The organism is Wolbachia endosymbiont of Drosophila incompta (assembly GCF_001758565.1).
GTDB classification, from domain to species: domain Bacteria; phylum Pseudomonadota; class Alphaproteobacteria; order Rickettsiales; family Anaplasmataceae; genus Wolbachia; species Wolbachia pipientis.
Genome location: NZ_CP011148.1, coordinates 1037651 through 1052580, shown reverse-complemented (window position 1 = coordinate 1052580; position 14930 = coordinate 1037651). Strand labels below are relative to the sequence as shown.

Genomic DNA, 14930 nt, shown 5'->3' with positions numbered 1-14930 from the left:
GAGAGAAATTTTATACACTATCGCTGATATTTTTCCTTAAGTTGACGCCATTGCCTGAACGGATACAACTTAATTTTTAATCTGCAGGAGTCAAGTTGAGAATGTCCAATTTTCCACTTTCTTTATAGCATAACATACTTCAGCGCCTCTTGCTCCTCTTGAAGTCCAATGGGCTCACCACTTATGTGTAAATTAATCGTTAATGTTGTACACGTTCTTTTCTTTTTCTACTCTCTCTTGCTCTTCAATACAATATATAGCAAGCGGATTAGCTTTAAGTCTTTCGACTCCTATTTCTTCTCCTGTTCCATCGCAGTAACCATAAGTGCCTAATTTTATTTTTTCTAACGCCTCCTTAATTTTTTCTTTTCTATCTTTTCGACGCTTGATTAATTCCTCGTTTCCACTATCTTCATCAGAATAGTATGTATCAATACTATTATCTTCTAGTTCTTGTTTCTCTAACTCAGCGAGTATTGATTGTAACTTTAAGCTGAAGTATTCCAGTTGTTTTACGCTCATATATTCTTCATCTTCTGAAGGAGTGTAATCTTCTGGTGACTTTATTTTTGGTAACTTTTCCATAATTGCATTATCAAAAAAATAATAAAACCTATATAATTTATGAACAAAAAATTATACTACCTCAAAGTAAACACTATAATTTATAATAAACATTTAAAAGCCTAGTATGATCAACTCAGTAAAAAAATTAGTAATAGATGATAAGAACTTTACCTATATAGTATGTATTTTTATCATAATGTTAAGTTTATCTTCATTTACACTTAAAAACAACAATAAACAAGAAGTTATGTTAACATTAACATGGATATGTGCTACATTTGTTTTGCAGATTTCTACAAATAATTTGTTTACATCTGATTATCATGATGGAATATTAGAGCAAATCTTTGTACAGCCACTCTCTTCTAGGCTTATAGTTGCTTATAAAATTTTCGCTCACTGGTTATTATTTGGGTTACCGATTTCAGTAATTTCTTCCATATTCAGCTTTGCAATTCTAGGCAATAGTATTGAACACTCAATAGCAGTTGGAGTGTCTTTATTATTTAATACGCTGATAATCACTAATATTTCAGCTACTGGAAATGCATTGATGATTGGTCAAAACAACTTAGCATCAGGAGTATCGCAAATTCTTGTTTTGCCAATGATAATGCCAACCTTTGTGTATTTTAAAATGCTAACTCAATTTGAAAATTTATCCTTGAATATTTATACACTACTAATCACCATCTTAGTTTTTGTTATTTTGATTGTTAACAGCACCATAACTACTCACATGGCACTAAAATTTGCTGTGGAACAGGATTGAAAAATCTTACTGTTATTCAGTAGACTTCTTGCATAACCTAGAAAAAAGGCAAATAGTTATTATAGATTTAGGTTTATCGACAATTTGAAAAACCTTCATTCCAGCATCCTTCCCTGTCATCCAAGTAGCCCTTCGTTGTCATCCCAGTGTCAAAAACTGGGATAACAGCTAACCTGACAACCGTCATCCCGCTACTTGTTAGCGGCTAAGAGATACCGTGACGGTATGACGGTTCGCGGTGGCATGACGATAAGCCTCATCATCCCGCTACGTGTTAGCGCCGCGGCGGTATGACGATTCGCAGCGGCATGACGAGAAAGGGGCTACTTGGATGATACCTTTTTTCTACTTAGTTTGGGTTATGCAAGAAGTCTATTCCTTCATAAGGAGAAGTAGTTAAAGGAATTTACTCTATTTCTCCCTCTTTTTTTATTATTTTTAATCTATAGTTAACGTAAAAGAGATATGCAAAAACTCTATTGATCCATAGTCTGCAAATTATTAATAACACTTACTTTAAAGAACCTCACTTTACGCTGATCTTTGAGCGCTCTTCTGTGGTATTTTGTAAGAGTATAACTTGTGAAATCGTCTTCCCTATAGATTAAAGAGTTACACTGCTTTATATGTGATGCTATCCACTCTGCATAGTCCTGATGATCGGTTGCAATGAATATTTCCCCTGTTATAAGTATTTTTTTTGCTAATAAATTTAAAAATTCCGTATTAATTAATCGTCTTTTATTGTGACTTCTTTTTGGCCATGGATCTGGAAAGAGAATAAAGAATCTTTCAACACTGTTATCAGGAAAATTTGCAATCAATTCTCTTGCATCTTCTGTCCACATTAAAATATTTTTTATGTTCTGTATTTCTATGTTTGTTAGCAAGCGAGAAACCCCCTTTAAGTAGGGCTCACATCCTATAAATAATAGATCAGGTTCATTGAGCACCTGGTAAAGCATATTTTCACCGTTGCCAAAGCCTATTTCTACCCATATTCTTTTTTGTGAATTTACAATTTTCTCTATAGATTCCTTGCTGTTTTGAATAGAATATTTTTCCAATATTTCATCAACATCAGGTTTTAGCCTGGACCTTCTGGAGAACGATCTAATCCACTTGCTATTCTTAAATAGCATATTCTTGATACATATATAATTTTCTCACTATATTTTATATAGCTTAAACAATTCTCGAAATGAGTTAATGAAAAATTACTTGTCAATAATTGTTAATATTATATAATATATGAGTTCTAATAAAGTTTAAGTTAAAGGTATGAATAATAATAATCCAGTCGTAAATCTACCGGTTACTATCAGAAAGCTATCATCAAACAAATTTATAGAAGAGATATGTCAAGGCCAATTTGAGGATCAAGATAATACCTTGTTTGAAGATTCTTTTGTTAACAAAATTAAAGAAGGAGATGTGGTAGAAGGTGTAATTACAAGAATAAACCCTAACGACGTTGTGGTTGATATTGGTTTAAAATCTGACGGGAGAATTCTGATCAAGGAACTCGGTTGTAATGATGAGGTCATTATTGGCTCGAAAATCAGAGTTTATGTGGAAAGAATTGAAGATTATCATGGTAATGTTGTTCTTAGTCGTGAAAAAGCAATTAGGGACGAAAAATGGAATAAGTTGGAAGAAGATACAGTTACAAGGGCTGAAGTAAGCGGAGTTATTAAACGCTCAATTAAATGTGGCTTTATTGTTGATCTTGGTGACGGAATAAGCGCTTTTTTACCGCTGAGTCATGTGGATTTGAAGCAAGTAAAAGATGCGAAGCACCTTATTGAAACTGAACAAAAGTTCATCGTGCTTAAAATGGATAAGAAGCAGGGCAATATTGTAGTATCAAGAAAGCTGGTGTTAGAAAAATTGCACGCTGGTGAAAAAATTAAATTTTTAGAATCTTTAAATGAAGGCGATATAATAGAAGGGAAAATAAAAAGTATCACTCATTACGGTGTATTTGTCGGTATTCATGAATCAGATGTAGTGGGAGTTATAGATGGATTGTTACATATTACAGATATCTCTTGGAGTAGGGTAAGTCATCCGTCTGCAGTTTTTACTTGTGGTCAGACTATAAAAGTTAAAATTATAAAAATAGATAAGGAAAATGCTAAAATTTCCTTGGGTGTGAAGCAGCTAGAAGATAGCCCTTGGCAAGATGCAGAATCAAAATATCCAGTTGATAGTGTGCATAAGGGTTATGTAACAAGCATAGAAGATTATGGATTATTTGTTGAGCTTAGACCTGGAATTGAAGGTTTAGTGCACTCGTCAGAAATAACTTGGGTTAAGAGTAATTTACCAGTTAGTAGTCTCGTAACAAGGGGACAAGAAGTATATGTAAAAATTCTCAGTATTGACATTGCTAAGAGTAGGATGAGTTTAAGCATGAAAAGGTGTGTAGACAACCCTTGGCAAGTATTTATCAATAAATATCCTCCTGGTTCTATTGTTTCTGGTGAAGTGAAGAATAATACCGGCTCATATGTATCTGTTGCTTTCGGTGATTCTGAAATAGATGAGAACGTAGAAGGGACAATATATGTGAAAGATTTTAGTTGGTCTAAAAATGGTTCAGATGAGATAAAGAAGTATAATGTAGGTGATAAAATAGAAGCAAAAGTAATAAGGGCTAACGTGAATCGGGCAAGAATTTATCTTGGAATAAAACAAATAGAGTATGATCCTCTTGAAGAACTGATAAAGAAAGTTAAGGTAGGTGATAAAATACAGGTTATTGTAGATAAGAGAGAAGATAATGGACTAGTCGTTGAAGTTGAGAACGATGTAACCCTTCTAATAGATCAAGAGCATTTACCAGAGAATAAAAAATTCTCTATATCAGAAAAAATAGAAGTTGAAGTATTGGGTGTTGAAGAATATAACATAGCATTATCTGCTAAGTGATAAGGTTTACTTATTTTGGCTTCATATAAATGGCAACAAAGTCTGATATAATAGCGAGGGTAGCAAAAAGACATCCTTTTTTAGATAAGATTGTTATAGCAGCTATAGTTGATAGATTTTTTGGGATACTTTCAAGCACATTGAAACATCATAATAGAGTTGAAATTAGGGGGTTTGGTTCTTTTTCAGTTAGAAGTTATAACTTGAAAGAAACAAGCCATTTAATGTTACAGAAGTTTACAAAGAATCAATACTTTAAAACATATTTTCGTAGCAGTAAAAAATTATCTGATTTGATAAATGAATAAAAATTTATACCATAAATAAGATGAAAGTAGGGGTTTGAGTTTATACTGTACGATAGAAATTTTTAGCACCATATGCAAGTAGTAGAAATAGTTATACGTAATAACACATATAAAATATCTTGCGAAAGTGGGAAGGGGAATCATTTATTACGCCTTGCTAATAGTTTTGACAAGTTAGTTAGTTCTGTATCTCAAAAAACTGGAGGTAAGGGTTCGGATGCATTAAATTTCTTACTTGCAGCACTAATTCTTGAGGATAAAATTTTAGAATTAACAAAGCGATTAGATGAAGTAAATCAAGAGCGCGAAAAGTATAGAAACGAGAAAAGAATAGAATATACTGAGGTACTAGATAAGGTAAATAAGATTATCACTAATCTTGAGTGCATAAAGGATTAGCTTCAATAAAGCAAGCAATTAAATTGACTATCTGACTATTCAAGCCAGGAGGGAGGTTTGTCTTACGAGTTATGTAACAATATAATTCGTAATCATCAAGATCAACTATTTTTTCGTATTCGATTAGTTCGCTTAAGGAAAATTTATCAAGATATTTCAATGCGAAATGCCCTAAAAGTATATCGGTTTCTTTGCAACCCCTATGCCAGCTTCTATATATTAATTTTCTTCTGAGTAGTGAGGTATCTGTCATTACAATTAAACTTTTTTTAATTTAAAAGTTAAACTAAATACTTGTCAAGCGAGGCGCATTTTAATATACTTAACATTTTGTTAAGATCTAAATATACAGGTGGAATTAATTTCTAATCTTATCCATCAATTTAGCGATGGAATATATTATTTTTTATCATTTTCTTTAATAATTTCTGTCATAGTATTCGTGCATGAATATGGGCATTATGTTGTTGCCAAAGCATGCAAAGTTAAAGTTGAATCTTTTTCCATAGGTTTTGGTCCTGAAATTTTTGGTTTTAACGATAAGTCTGGAACTAGATGGAAATTAAGCGTTGTTCCATTGGGTGGTTATGTTAAAATGCTAGGAGATACTAATGCAGCGAGTGTCCCAGCTGATCAACAAGAATTAACGGAAGAAGAAAAATTGTATTCATTTCATACAAAACCGCGTCATAAAAAAGCAGCAGTAGTTTTTGCAGGGCCTTTTGCAAACATGGTATTTGCTGTTATAGCTTTTACAATATTTTTTAGCATAGCAGGTTATTATCGCACTCCACCGGTGATTGAAAATGTAATCGAAGGTAGTGCAGCTAAGCAAGCTGGTTTGTTGCCAGGTGACACTATTACACAAATCAATGAGCATAAAATAAAATACTTTGAAGATATTTCACGTGTGATAATGTCGAATCCTAAAACAAGAATGGAGATTGAGTATAGCAGAAATAATGAGAAGCACAGGACCAGTTTAACTCCATTAATAATCAAGGACAAAGACGTTTTTGGCAACACAATAGAAAGAGAAACTATAGGGATTATTTCAGTCAATACATTAAAGCAGTCGTCTTTTCTTGGGGCTGTGAGCTTATCAGTAAGTGAAACTTACCACACTATGTGCTTAACGATTAAAGCTATCTTTCAAATTATTGTTGGTAAGAGGAGTGCAAGTGAAATAGGTGGACCAATAAAAATCGCAAAATATTCAGGACAATCAGCTAAAAAGGGATTTATTATGGTTCTATATTTTATGGCAATCATTTCAGCTAATTTAGCTGCAATTAACTTGCTGCCAATACCACTGCTAGATGGTGGGCATTTATTTCATTATATCATAGAAGCGGTTATACGTAGGGATTTAAGCTTGAAATGTCAAAAATATGCAGCTATTTTTGGTGCTTTAGTGTTGTTTTTGCTTATGGCAACTGGAATGTCAAATGATATTAGGGATCTTTTTTGAAATAAAATATGAAAAAGCTATTTTATATACTGGTAGTGGTTTTTATTTCTTTTCCTGCCCTGCTTGTTGCTTTAGGAACTGCGGAAAAAGTGCAGGTGAAAGATGTCAAATGTATTGGTAATGAGAGGGTAAGCAACCAGACAATAGGGTTCTATATAAAACTAAAATCTGGTGATTATATAAACGACGATGATATAGACTCAATTATAAAAGATCTATATAAAACAAAGTTATTTGCTAGTGTTAATGCTTACATAGATGATAAAAAAAATTTAGTAATAAAAATTCAAGAAAATCCACTGATTAACAAGGTAGTGTTAAAAGGCAATAAGTTATTTAACAGCAAAGAGCTGCTAAGTAATGTGATTCAATCAAAGTCGCTAACTATTTTAACTGAAACAAAATTGCAAAACGATTTAGTGAATTTAGTCACTACTTATAGAAATAACGGTAAGATTGGTGTTAAAATTGAATATGACCTGAATAAGCTTGATGGCAATAGAGTCAATCTAATTTTTAAAATAAAAGAAGGCAAAACCTCTAAAATTAAGGATATAAGATTTATAGGCAACAAAAACTTTTCTGAAAATGAGCTAGAGCAAGTTATCAAAAGACATAGTAATGACATATTTAGTAAGTTATTTAGAGCTATTTTTAAAGGCGGAAATCATTATTCACCGCAATATCTATTGATTAACACAGAATTGCTCGATCATTTTTATTCATCTAAAGGATATATTCAAAATAATATTCAACCAATTGTTGAGGTTGATAATAACAATCAAACAGAGTTAACTTTTTTGATTGACGAAGGACAGCAGTATTTATTTGGAAATAATGAGGTTAATATTGAAACTGAAATTCAGGATTTGAGCCTAAAAGAAGAAATATTGGATTTTATAACAGAGGAAAACGGTAAGATATTTAATAGAGTTAAAATTAATAATACAGTAGAAAAAATAAACAAATATTTAAATGAGAAAGGATATATATTTGCAAAAGTTAATCCAGAGTATGCACAACGTGACAATGTTGTAGATGTAACCTACAGAGTGCTGCCGGGTAAAAAGATTTATATAAATCAAATTACAATTGATGGTAACGATCGCACTTTAGATAAAGTGATCAGAAGTAAGCTAAGTGTAGCAGAAGGTGATGCGTACAATATATCTGAGATTCAAAAGTCACGTAAAAAACTAATGAGTAGTGATTTTTTTGAAACAGTGAAAGTAAATAGTTATGCAGTTAATGATAATGCAGTAAATCTTGACTTAAGTGTTAAAGAAAAAAACACTACTTCGTTGTATTTGGGAGGAGGTGTGTCTCTTCCTGGTGGAGCATTGATTAAAATTGACCTCAAAGACCGTAATTTATTTGGTACTGGAAAAGAGCTCTCTTTTGCTCTTGAAAAAAGTCAATACGTATTTTCTACTGATTTAGAGTTTGTTGAAAATAATTTTAACGATTCTGATACGTCACTAGGCATGGGTGTATTTTATGAAAAACAAGATAAACCAAACACTACTTTTGATAGTTGCGATATGGGATTTTTTACAAAGTTATCATATAAAGTCACAGAGAACTTAACTAATTCCCTTCGCTATTCTTATAAGTATAATCATATACACATGGATAATAAGGGTGGACAAGACACCGATATCTCTGAAATAATACTGGACCGAAAAGGTAAACATCAGATTTCATCAGTGGGATACACGTTGGCATATAATAAACTGGATAACCTCTATACTCCAAAAGAAGGGTATTTACTGCGCTTAAGTCAGGATATTTCAGGATTGGGAGGAAACGTGAATTTCCTGAAATCTGAATTCTTATCTTTTTATACGCACCCTATATTAAGCAAAATTGACGATGATATAACGCTACGCTTTAAGATGGCGGCAGGTCATATTTTTTCTTATACTGATGAAAATCTAAACATTGGCCAGCCCTTTTTTAAAGGGGGTAATGAGATTAGAGGGTTTGACCTTTCCGGTATTGGACCAAGAGCAGAAGACAAAAATAAAAGCTCATTAGGAGGCAAAACTTATTTTAATCTAACACAGCAAGTGGATTTTCCTCTACCAAAACTATATGACTATGCTGGTATCAAAGGCTCACTATTTGTTGACTATGCAACACTTTTTGGCTTAGATGATAAAAATAAGAAGTATGAAGGGAAATACTATGATAGCAAGCTTGTGAGAGTGTCACAAGGTTTTGGCTTTTCAATGCTTTCTCCTTTTGGTAGACTTAGATTGGATTTCGGGTTTCCTTTAGTAAAGGAATCTTATGATATAATACCATCACCAAATGTTAAATTTTCTATTGAAGCGGGGATTTGAATGAAATATATACAGTTATTTATATCAGTTATTGCCTTAATTATTTCCTTATTTGTGGGGTATAAGTTTGTAGGATATCAACCTCAGAACACAAAGGCTGCAATTATCGATAGTGAAAAAGTCATCAATGAATCTCTTGCTCTGCAAAATATACAACAACAAATAAAGGAGCAGAATTCTAGATTACAACAAGAATTTGAAAATGAGTTAGAAAAACTTAAGCCATCAAAAGAAGAATTTGACCTTTTGTCAGAAGAAGCAAAAAAGGAAAAGACAGGACAATTTAATAAGCACACTGTAAATGTTAGAGAGAATTATGCTAAAAAAATGTTACATTTAGAAGAAAGCTATAGAGAAGCAGTAGAGAGTGTTTTTAACAAGATAAAAGAAGTCGCTAAAAAAACGGCAGAAAAAAACAACATAGATTTGGTACTATTTATTTCAAAAAAGAACCAAGTTTTATACTCCATGGATGAAGTTGATTTATCAGATGTGGTATTAAACAATATAAACAAGGAAATACCTGAATTTGCTTTAAAAGGCATTGAATAGACTTATGCAATTTAATATCAGTGATATTATAAAAACACTACCACATTCTTATCCGTTTCTCTTAGTAGATAGAGTTATAGAGTGTGATCCTGGTAAAAGTATAAAAGCAATCAAAAATGTGACTTTCAATGAGCCATTTTTTATTGGCCACTTCCCTGGTCATCCGATAATGCCAGGAGTCTTGATAATTGAATCTCTAGCTCAGGCATCTGCTATATGTGTTCTAGGTAAAGAAACAATAGAAAATAAAGTTGTTTACTTGAGATCCATTGAAAATGCAAAATTCAGAAAGCTAGTTACTCCAGGGGACACATTGATTCTTCAAGCTAACATTCAAAGTGTGTGTTTAGGTGTATACAAATTTAGGTGTATTGCATCTGTTAGCGAAGAAAAAGTTGCAGAAGCAACAATCTCAGCAGTATTGCAAAATAAATAAAATCTTCATCTGTAAGAAACAGCATGTACACTTTATAGTATAGCAATGAAGCTGAATTTCAAAATCTCATTTTCGAATCTATATACTCGCAATGGATTAACAAAATTAGATGAGACATTTTTGAATTATATTAAATCATGTGATGAGAGCTTGTTTTGTTCATTAATTGAAGCAAGAGAAAAAGCAGCTTCTTCTTCGATGTCATCCCAGTGTCACCTCCCATCATCCCAGTGTCACCCCCCGTCATCCCAGTGCTTGACACTGGGATCTAGAAAACAAGAAGAACGGTCAGCTACTTGGATGACAGATAGCCAGCTCATTATAGACCTCTCATATTTACTTGATGAATTTATTGCAAAACTTTTTAATGTTGAAAAAGAAATAGAGGAGCTAAAGAAAAAGCACAACGACTTTGCTGTAATATATAAGTGCAAAAGATTATTTGTCCAACGCTATGTATTGAAGAAATACACTAATGTGGCGAATATAGATATTACTAACAAACTAAGTCATTTTCTCACTTTGCCAACAACAGAAAAAAATTTTGCTGAGCAGGTGATGCATTGGTTTGAAGATAAAGAAAATCACAAAGAGGAAATAGAACTTGCGGCACAATATGCAGTGTGGAGAGTAAAAAATAAACAGAGTATATTATTTAGCATACATAAAAAAATTGACCACGAAAACCTCATACCATTTTCTAAAAAAGAAGTAGACAAAGTTGAAGTGCTGTATTCAAATGAAGTAAAAAGACGATACGGTTTTGACCTAACAAGTGAAAAGGCTAGTTTAGATAAAGCATTGGATAATGCTCACTACTGCATATTTTGTCATAAGCAAAGTAAGGATAGCTGCTCAAAGGGGCTAATTAATGATGACAATACTTTCAAAAAGTCTCCACTTAGAGTTGAACTGCACGGCTGCCCACTAGAGCAGAAAATATCAGAAATGAATCTGGTGAAAAGCGAAGGGTACAGCATAGCAAGTCTTGCAATTGTGATGATAGATAACCCATTATGCGCGGCTACTGGACACAGAATATGCAATGACTGCATGAATTCGTGCATATATCAAAAACAAGAACCCGTAAATGTGCCAGCAATTGAAACAAGGATTCTGGATGATGTGCTCAGTTTACCGTACGGATTTGAAATATATTCTCTGCTCAGCCGTTGGAATCCTTTAAATTTTCAGCGTGCATTGCCAAGAGAAAACACCGGAAAAAACGTTCTAGTTGTAGGCCTTGGTCCTGCTGGTTTTAATTTAGCTCATCATTTGTTGAATGATGGGCATAACGTTATCACCATTGATGGACTAAAGATTAAACCTTTGATCGATAATTTCCAGCTAATTAAAGATTTCAAACACGAAAAATTGAGTGAACGCACGGCAGGAGGGTTTGGTGGGGTGGCAGAATATGGCATTACTTCTCGGTGGGATAAGAATTACTTAAAGATTATTAGATTACTGCTGGAAAGACGTGAGAATTTCGTACTTTATGGAGGCATTCGTTTTGGTGGCACGATTAATGCTGATGACGCGTTCAACTTGGGTTTTGATCACATCGCCCTAGCACTTGGCTCTGGTAAGCCACGAATGATCAAAATAAAAAACATACTAGCTCGTGGAGTACGCATGGCATCTGATTTTCTGATGTCGTTACAACTGACTGGCGCTCTTAAATTTGATTCTATAGCAAATCTGCAAGTTCGTATGCCGATAGTTGTCATAGGGGCGGGGCTTACTGCGATTGACACTGCCACTGAAGCTTTAGCGTATTATCCAATTCAAGTAGAAAAATTTCTTCTTCGTTATGAGATATTAGTTGATAAGTATGGAAAGGACTGTGTTGAAAAAGATTGGACAGAAGAAGAGCGCGAAATTGCGAATGAGTTTATATCGCACGCACAATTGATCCGAGAAAAGCAAAAGTTAGCAAAAAAAGAGAATAGAGAAATAAAAATATTAGAGTTAATGCAGAGCCTCGGGGGAGTGAAAGTTATATATAGAAAAGAGCTAAAAGATTCACCAAGTTATCGATTAAATAGCGAAGAGGTGCAAAATGCACTGTCAGAAGGAATTTACTTTATTGAAAACTTAGAGCCAGTTGAAGTTGTGACGGATAAATATAACCATGCTGAATTAATAAAACTGATAGACACAAAATCCGGCGAAATCAAACGTATAAAAGCACGTTCTATTTTTATAGCAGCAGGTACTGAGCCAAATACAGTTATTGCAACAGAAGATAAAAAGCATTTTAAATTAAGTAATGGGTATTTTACTCATTTGAATTCATCAGGAAAAGAAATAGACCCAATATTTTCTCCTAAAATGCAAAATAAAGATAGAATATTAGTGTATAAGCAAGGCAATAAAACAATCAGCTTTTTTGGTGATCTTCACCCTTCGTATAGTGGCAGCGTCGTGAAAGCTATGGCAAGTGCTAAAAACGGCTACCCTATTATTTCTCAGCTTTTGAGTGGAGTTAATAGCTTCGTTTCTGTCATTCCAGTGTATGATGTTGTGGGCCAGAAAAAAAATGCGTGGTCAAGTGTTGAAGACCTGGCTAATAAAGAATTATTTAATAGAATCAAAGAGCAATTCACTGCAAAGGTTATAAAAGTTCAATATTTAACAGACAAAGTTGTGGAAATAGTGATCAAAGCACCACTTGCGGCAAAGAATTTTAAGCCTGGGCAATTCTTTAGATTGCAAAATTTTGAAACCAATGGCAGAAAAGCCAATAATACAAACCTTGCTATGGAAGGTATAGCCGTAACCGGCACTGAAGTAGACAAAAAAAAAGGAATTATTTCCACTATTGTGCTGGAAATCGGCGGCTCCACTAATTTATGCAGACACTTAAGAGAAGGCGAGCAAATAATTCTTATGGGCCCAACTGGCAGACCTACTGAGGTTTACTAAGTCTCAATATTAAAGTGATGCCAAATTTTATTTCAAAAAGTAAATAATTTACTAACGCTCGTGCACAAATTAAAAATAAATTATGCACGAGTGTAGCGTTATGAATTAGGAGTGCTATATTAAAGCTTACCTCACTATTAAAGCTATCGGTCAGATTAGATTAAAAACCTAATCTGACCGGTTTCTCTATAACCCTCTAAACTCTGATATAATTATATGATAATTAGTTTAATTAGTGGTTAATATGCAAATTGATTTTATTCATATATTGAGATAGCATAAACCATATTGGTTTTAATTATTGTGCAACTTTATAAATCGTCACTGTTACTTCTACTGACTGTATTAATAGTTATAGTCCTAAAATTACCTGAAAATTTGAGCATTGCAGTAAATTGGTCTCTCCCAATTCTAGATTTTGATTTATCTTTTCGTACCATACTAATATCTTTTTTATCAGTTGCATTTTTAGCTGTTCTACCAGCACAAAATTTGACTTTTTCAGAGATGCTATCTTTTGCTGCTTACACTATTAGTTCACTTTATGCAGTTTTATCTGAACATATGATATTGGTTATAATATTCTGTGAATTAATGACCATCAGTGCATTTTTTATTATCGCAGCTAGCTGTAGAGATAGTGGACCTGCAATAAGGTACGCTTGTGTACACTTTTTCGTTGGAGTTATATTAATAGCAGGATTGGCACTTCAAAGCACTAACCTGATAATTTTGGGTTTATTGATAAACTGCGCTTGTTTTCCTTTTTCATTTTGGGTTGTTGATGCATATCCTGCTGCATCGCTACATGGCACCACATATCTCTCTTTATTTACCACTAAAGTCTCTTTTTTAGTGATGCTTTTACACACTTATAACCTATGGCAAGATTGTACTGAAATATTAGCGCTTGTAGGCGCCATCACTGCAATTTACAGCATTATATTTGCTTCTCTTGAGCAAAATATTCGCAGATTTTTATGCTATAACGTTGTAGGACAAATGGGCTTGCTGATTATTGCAGGAAGTTTGCTCAGTCCTTCGGAAAAAGCAATACCAATTTTGATACTGCATATAATCTTCTCTCTTGTTTATCAATCATTATTGTTTGTGGTCAGTAATTCGATTATTTCACAAACAAAAACAATTAGTTTTAATGGAGTGGGTAAACTGATGTCAGTGGAAGGCATGTGTGCTATAATCGCAATACTTACAATGGCTGCATTTCCTGGAACCGTTGGATTTATCAGTAAATCATATATCACAGCTGAAATTGAAATGAACACTGTTGCCTTAAAAGGGTATAAAAATTTATATAAGCTTCTAAATTTGCTGCTTCATTTAAGCGTGGGGCTAAAGTTTCTTTATTACTTATTTATTGCAAAAAGTAAGTCAAAACCTTTAGGAGAGAGAGGAAGCAAAATGACTATGATTATTTTAGCATTTATATGCGTAATCGCTGGCAATCCTTACTTACCTATTTACAATAAACCTTCGATTTTCGATTTTGTGTACAACACAAAAAATATTTGGTCGCAATTTAATTTATTACTATGTACCACTTTATTGTTTATTCCTTTACGCAAGTTATTTTACCCGAGAGTAAATTTTAAAATGGATGTTGATTGGATTTTTAGAGCTTTCATACCCTATATTATCTTGCTGTTCAATCAGTTAGTCTCTAAAACTAGAGAAATGTTTGCCAGCGTAGTGCAAAACTTGACTAATCCACTTGTTGGTTTATACTTTAATAATATTACTAAACTTAAAGAAGTGCTGAGTTATAACTCAGTGAGTTTTGTTTCAGCTTCTTCTCTCTTTTTAATGAGTATTCTACTAATGCTATTATGTTTAAATCGTTAACTGAAAGTTTAAATTCTGTATTTAGTAAACTGAGAGGAAAGTCAATCATTTCTGAAGATGATTTTAATCTTGCCATGCGTGAAATACGCATAGCCTTAATTGAAGCTGACGTTTCACTTGAAGTTGCAAAAAAATTCATCAACGACATTAAAGATAAAGTGATTGGGGAAAAAGTCATAAAAAGTGTTTCTCCAGCACAAATGATAATTAAAATTGTACAGGATAATTTAGTTGCAGTTCTCGGATCAGAGAAAAGTGACTTAAATCTAGCAGTTAAACCCCCTGCTGTGATTATGATGGTGGGCTTACAAGGTGCAGGTAAAACAACTACCTCAGGAAAGCTTGCTTTAAAACT

At 33.2% G+C, this 14930-nt stretch carries 14 protein-coding genes; 11 read left to right on the top strand and 3 right to left on the bottom strand.

From position 1 onward, the window contains the following. Positions 1-192: 192 nt before the first annotated feature. The gene (locus tag WG67_RS04735) at positions 193-585 is read right to left on the bottom strand and encodes a TraR/DksA family transcriptional regulator (protein ID WP_010963040.1); all 393 of its coding nucleotides are present in this window, start codon (positions 583-585) and stop codon (positions 193-195) included. A gap of 106 nt (positions 586-691) precedes the next feature. On the opposite strand from WG67_RS04735, the gene WG67_RS04730 reads away from it, so the two are divergent. Then, complete coding sequence (locus WG67_RS04730; RefSeq protein WP_070356972.1) at positions 692-1339, top strand: heme exporter protein CcmB; 648 nt, start codon at positions 692-694, stop codon at positions 1337-1339. Between the two features lie 476 nt (positions 1340-1815). Here WG67_RS04730 and trmB read toward each other — a convergent pair whose 3' ends face one another. After that, positions 1816-2481 carry a tRNA (guanosine(46)-N7)-methyltransferase TrmB gene (gene trmB, locus WG67_RS04725; RefSeq protein WP_012673367.1) on the bottom strand — a complete coding sequence of 222 codons (666 nt, stop codon included), beginning with the start codon at positions 2479-2481 and terminating at the stop codon, positions 1816-1818. 139 nt (positions 2482-2620) lie between these two features. Between trmB and WG67_RS04720 the strand changes: the two genes are divergently transcribed. The 3 genes from WG67_RS04720 (at position 2621) to WG67_RS04710 (ending at position 4980) form a co-directional block, all read left to right on the top strand. After that, positions 2621-4273: a 30S ribosomal protein S1 gene (locus WG67_RS04720; protein ID WP_038199371.1), complete on the top strand. Its 1653-nt coding sequence runs from the start codon at positions 2621-2623 to the stop codon at positions 4271-4273. A gap of 29 nt (positions 4274-4302) precedes the next feature. After that, positions 4303-4581 carry an HU family DNA-binding protein gene (locus tag WG67_RS04715; protein WP_010963035.1) on the top strand — a complete coding sequence of 93 codons (279 nt, stop codon included), beginning with the start codon at positions 4303-4305 and terminating at the stop codon, positions 4579-4581. Positions 4582-4653: 72 nt separating this feature from the next. Then, entirely contained in the window at positions 4654-4980 is a 327-nt protein-coding gene (locus WG67_RS04710) for a cell division protein ZapA (RefSeq protein WP_010082086.1), read from the top strand. Here the strand turns inward: WG67_RS04710 and WG67_RS04705 are convergent. Next, positions 4955-5233 (bottom strand): FAD assembly factor SdhE, encoded by a 279-nt coding sequence (locus tag WG67_RS04705; protein ID WP_006279484.1) that lies wholly within the window; start codon positions 5231-5233, stop codon positions 4955-4957. The genes WG67_RS04710 and WG67_RS04705 overlap by 26 nt on opposite strands. 99 nt (positions 5234-5332) lie before the next feature. Between WG67_RS04705 and rseP the strand changes: the two genes are divergently transcribed. From rseP to WG67_RS08720, 7 genes are all read left to right on the top strand, one after another. After that, positions 5333-6451: an RIP metalloprotease RseP gene (rseP, locus tag WG67_RS04700; protein ID WP_010082085.1), complete on the top strand. Its 1119-nt coding sequence runs from the start codon at positions 5333-5335 to the stop codon at positions 6449-6451. Positions 6452-6459: 8 nt separating this feature from the next. After that, positions 6460-8796 (top strand): outer membrane protein assembly factor BamA, encoded by a 2337-nt coding sequence (gene bamA, locus WG67_RS04695; protein ID WP_070356971.1) that lies wholly within the window; start codon positions 6460-6462, stop codon positions 8794-8796. After that, positions 8797-9348 carry an OmpH family outer membrane protein gene (locus WG67_RS04690; RefSeq protein WP_070356970.1) on the top strand — a complete coding sequence of 184 codons (552 nt, stop codon included), beginning with the start codon at positions 8797-8799 and terminating at the stop codon, positions 9346-9348. Positions 9349-9352: 4 nt separating this feature from the next. After that, positions 9353-9784, top strand: a complete 432-nt coding sequence (fabZ, locus tag WG67_RS04685; protein ID WP_010082082.1) for a 3-hydroxyacyl-ACP dehydratase FabZ — start codon at positions 9353-9355, stop codon at positions 9782-9784. A 45-nt stretch (positions 9785-9829) separates the two neighbouring features. After that, positions 9830-12712 (top strand): FAD-dependent oxidoreductase, encoded by a 2883-nt coding sequence (locus WG67_RS04680; protein WP_070356969.1) that lies wholly within the window; start codon positions 9830-9832, stop codon positions 12710-12712. Positions 12713-13015: 303 nt separating this feature from the next. Further along, positions 13016-14575: a proton-conducting transporter transmembrane domain-containing protein gene (locus tag WG67_RS04675; RefSeq protein WP_070356968.1), complete on the top strand. Its 1560-nt coding sequence runs from the start codon at positions 13016-13018 to the stop codon at positions 14573-14575. Then, the coding region (locus WG67_RS08720) for a signal recognition particle receptor subunit alpha (protein WP_458694922.1) at positions 14560-14930 on the top strand (371 nt) is incomplete at its 3' end. The genes WG67_RS04675 and WG67_RS08720, both read left to right, overlap by 16 nt.

Excerpts from the sequence above, each read along its gene's own strand:
- WG67_RS04730 (WP_070356972.1), top strand. The coding sequence starts at position 692 with ATGATCAACTCAGTAAAAAAATTAGTAATAGATGATAAGAACTTTACC.
- WG67_RS04715 (WP_010963035.1), top strand. The coding sequence starts at position 4,303 with ATGGCAACAAAGTCTGATATAATAGCGAGGGTAGCAAAAAGACATCCT.
- WG67_RS04705 (WP_006279484.1), bottom strand. The coding sequence starts at position 5,233 with ATGACAGATACCTCACTACTCAGAAGAAAATTAATATATAGAAGCTGG.
- fabZ (WP_010082082.1), top strand. The coding sequence starts at position 9,353 with ATGCAATTTAATATCAGTGATATTATAAAAACACTACCACATTCTTAT.
- trmB (WP_012673367.1), bottom strand. The coding sequence starts at position 2,481 with ATGCTATTTAAGAATAGCAAGTGGATTAGATCGTTCTCCAGAAGGTCC.
- WG67_RS04680 (WP_070356969.1), top strand. The coding sequence starts at position 9,830 with ATGAAGCTGAATTTCAAAATCTCATTTTCGAATCTATATACTCGCAAT.
- WG67_RS04735 (WP_010963040.1), bottom strand. The coding sequence starts at position 585 with ATGGAAAAGTTACCAAAAATAAAGTCACCAGAAGATTACACTCCTTCA.
- bamA (WP_070356971.1), top strand. The coding sequence starts at position 6,460 with ATGAAAAAGCTATTTTATATACTGGTAGTGGTTTTTATTTCTTTTCCT.
- WG67_RS04710 (WP_010082086.1), top strand. The coding sequence starts at position 4,654 with ATGCAAGTAGTAGAAATAGTTATACGTAATAACACATATAAAATATCT.
- WG67_RS04720 (WP_038199371.1), top strand. The coding sequence starts at position 2,621 with ATGAATAATAATAATCCAGTCGTAAATCTACCGGTTACTATCAGAAAG.
- WG67_RS04690 (WP_070356970.1), top strand. The coding sequence starts at position 8,797 with ATGAAATATATACAGTTATTTATATCAGTTATTGCCTTAATTATTTCC.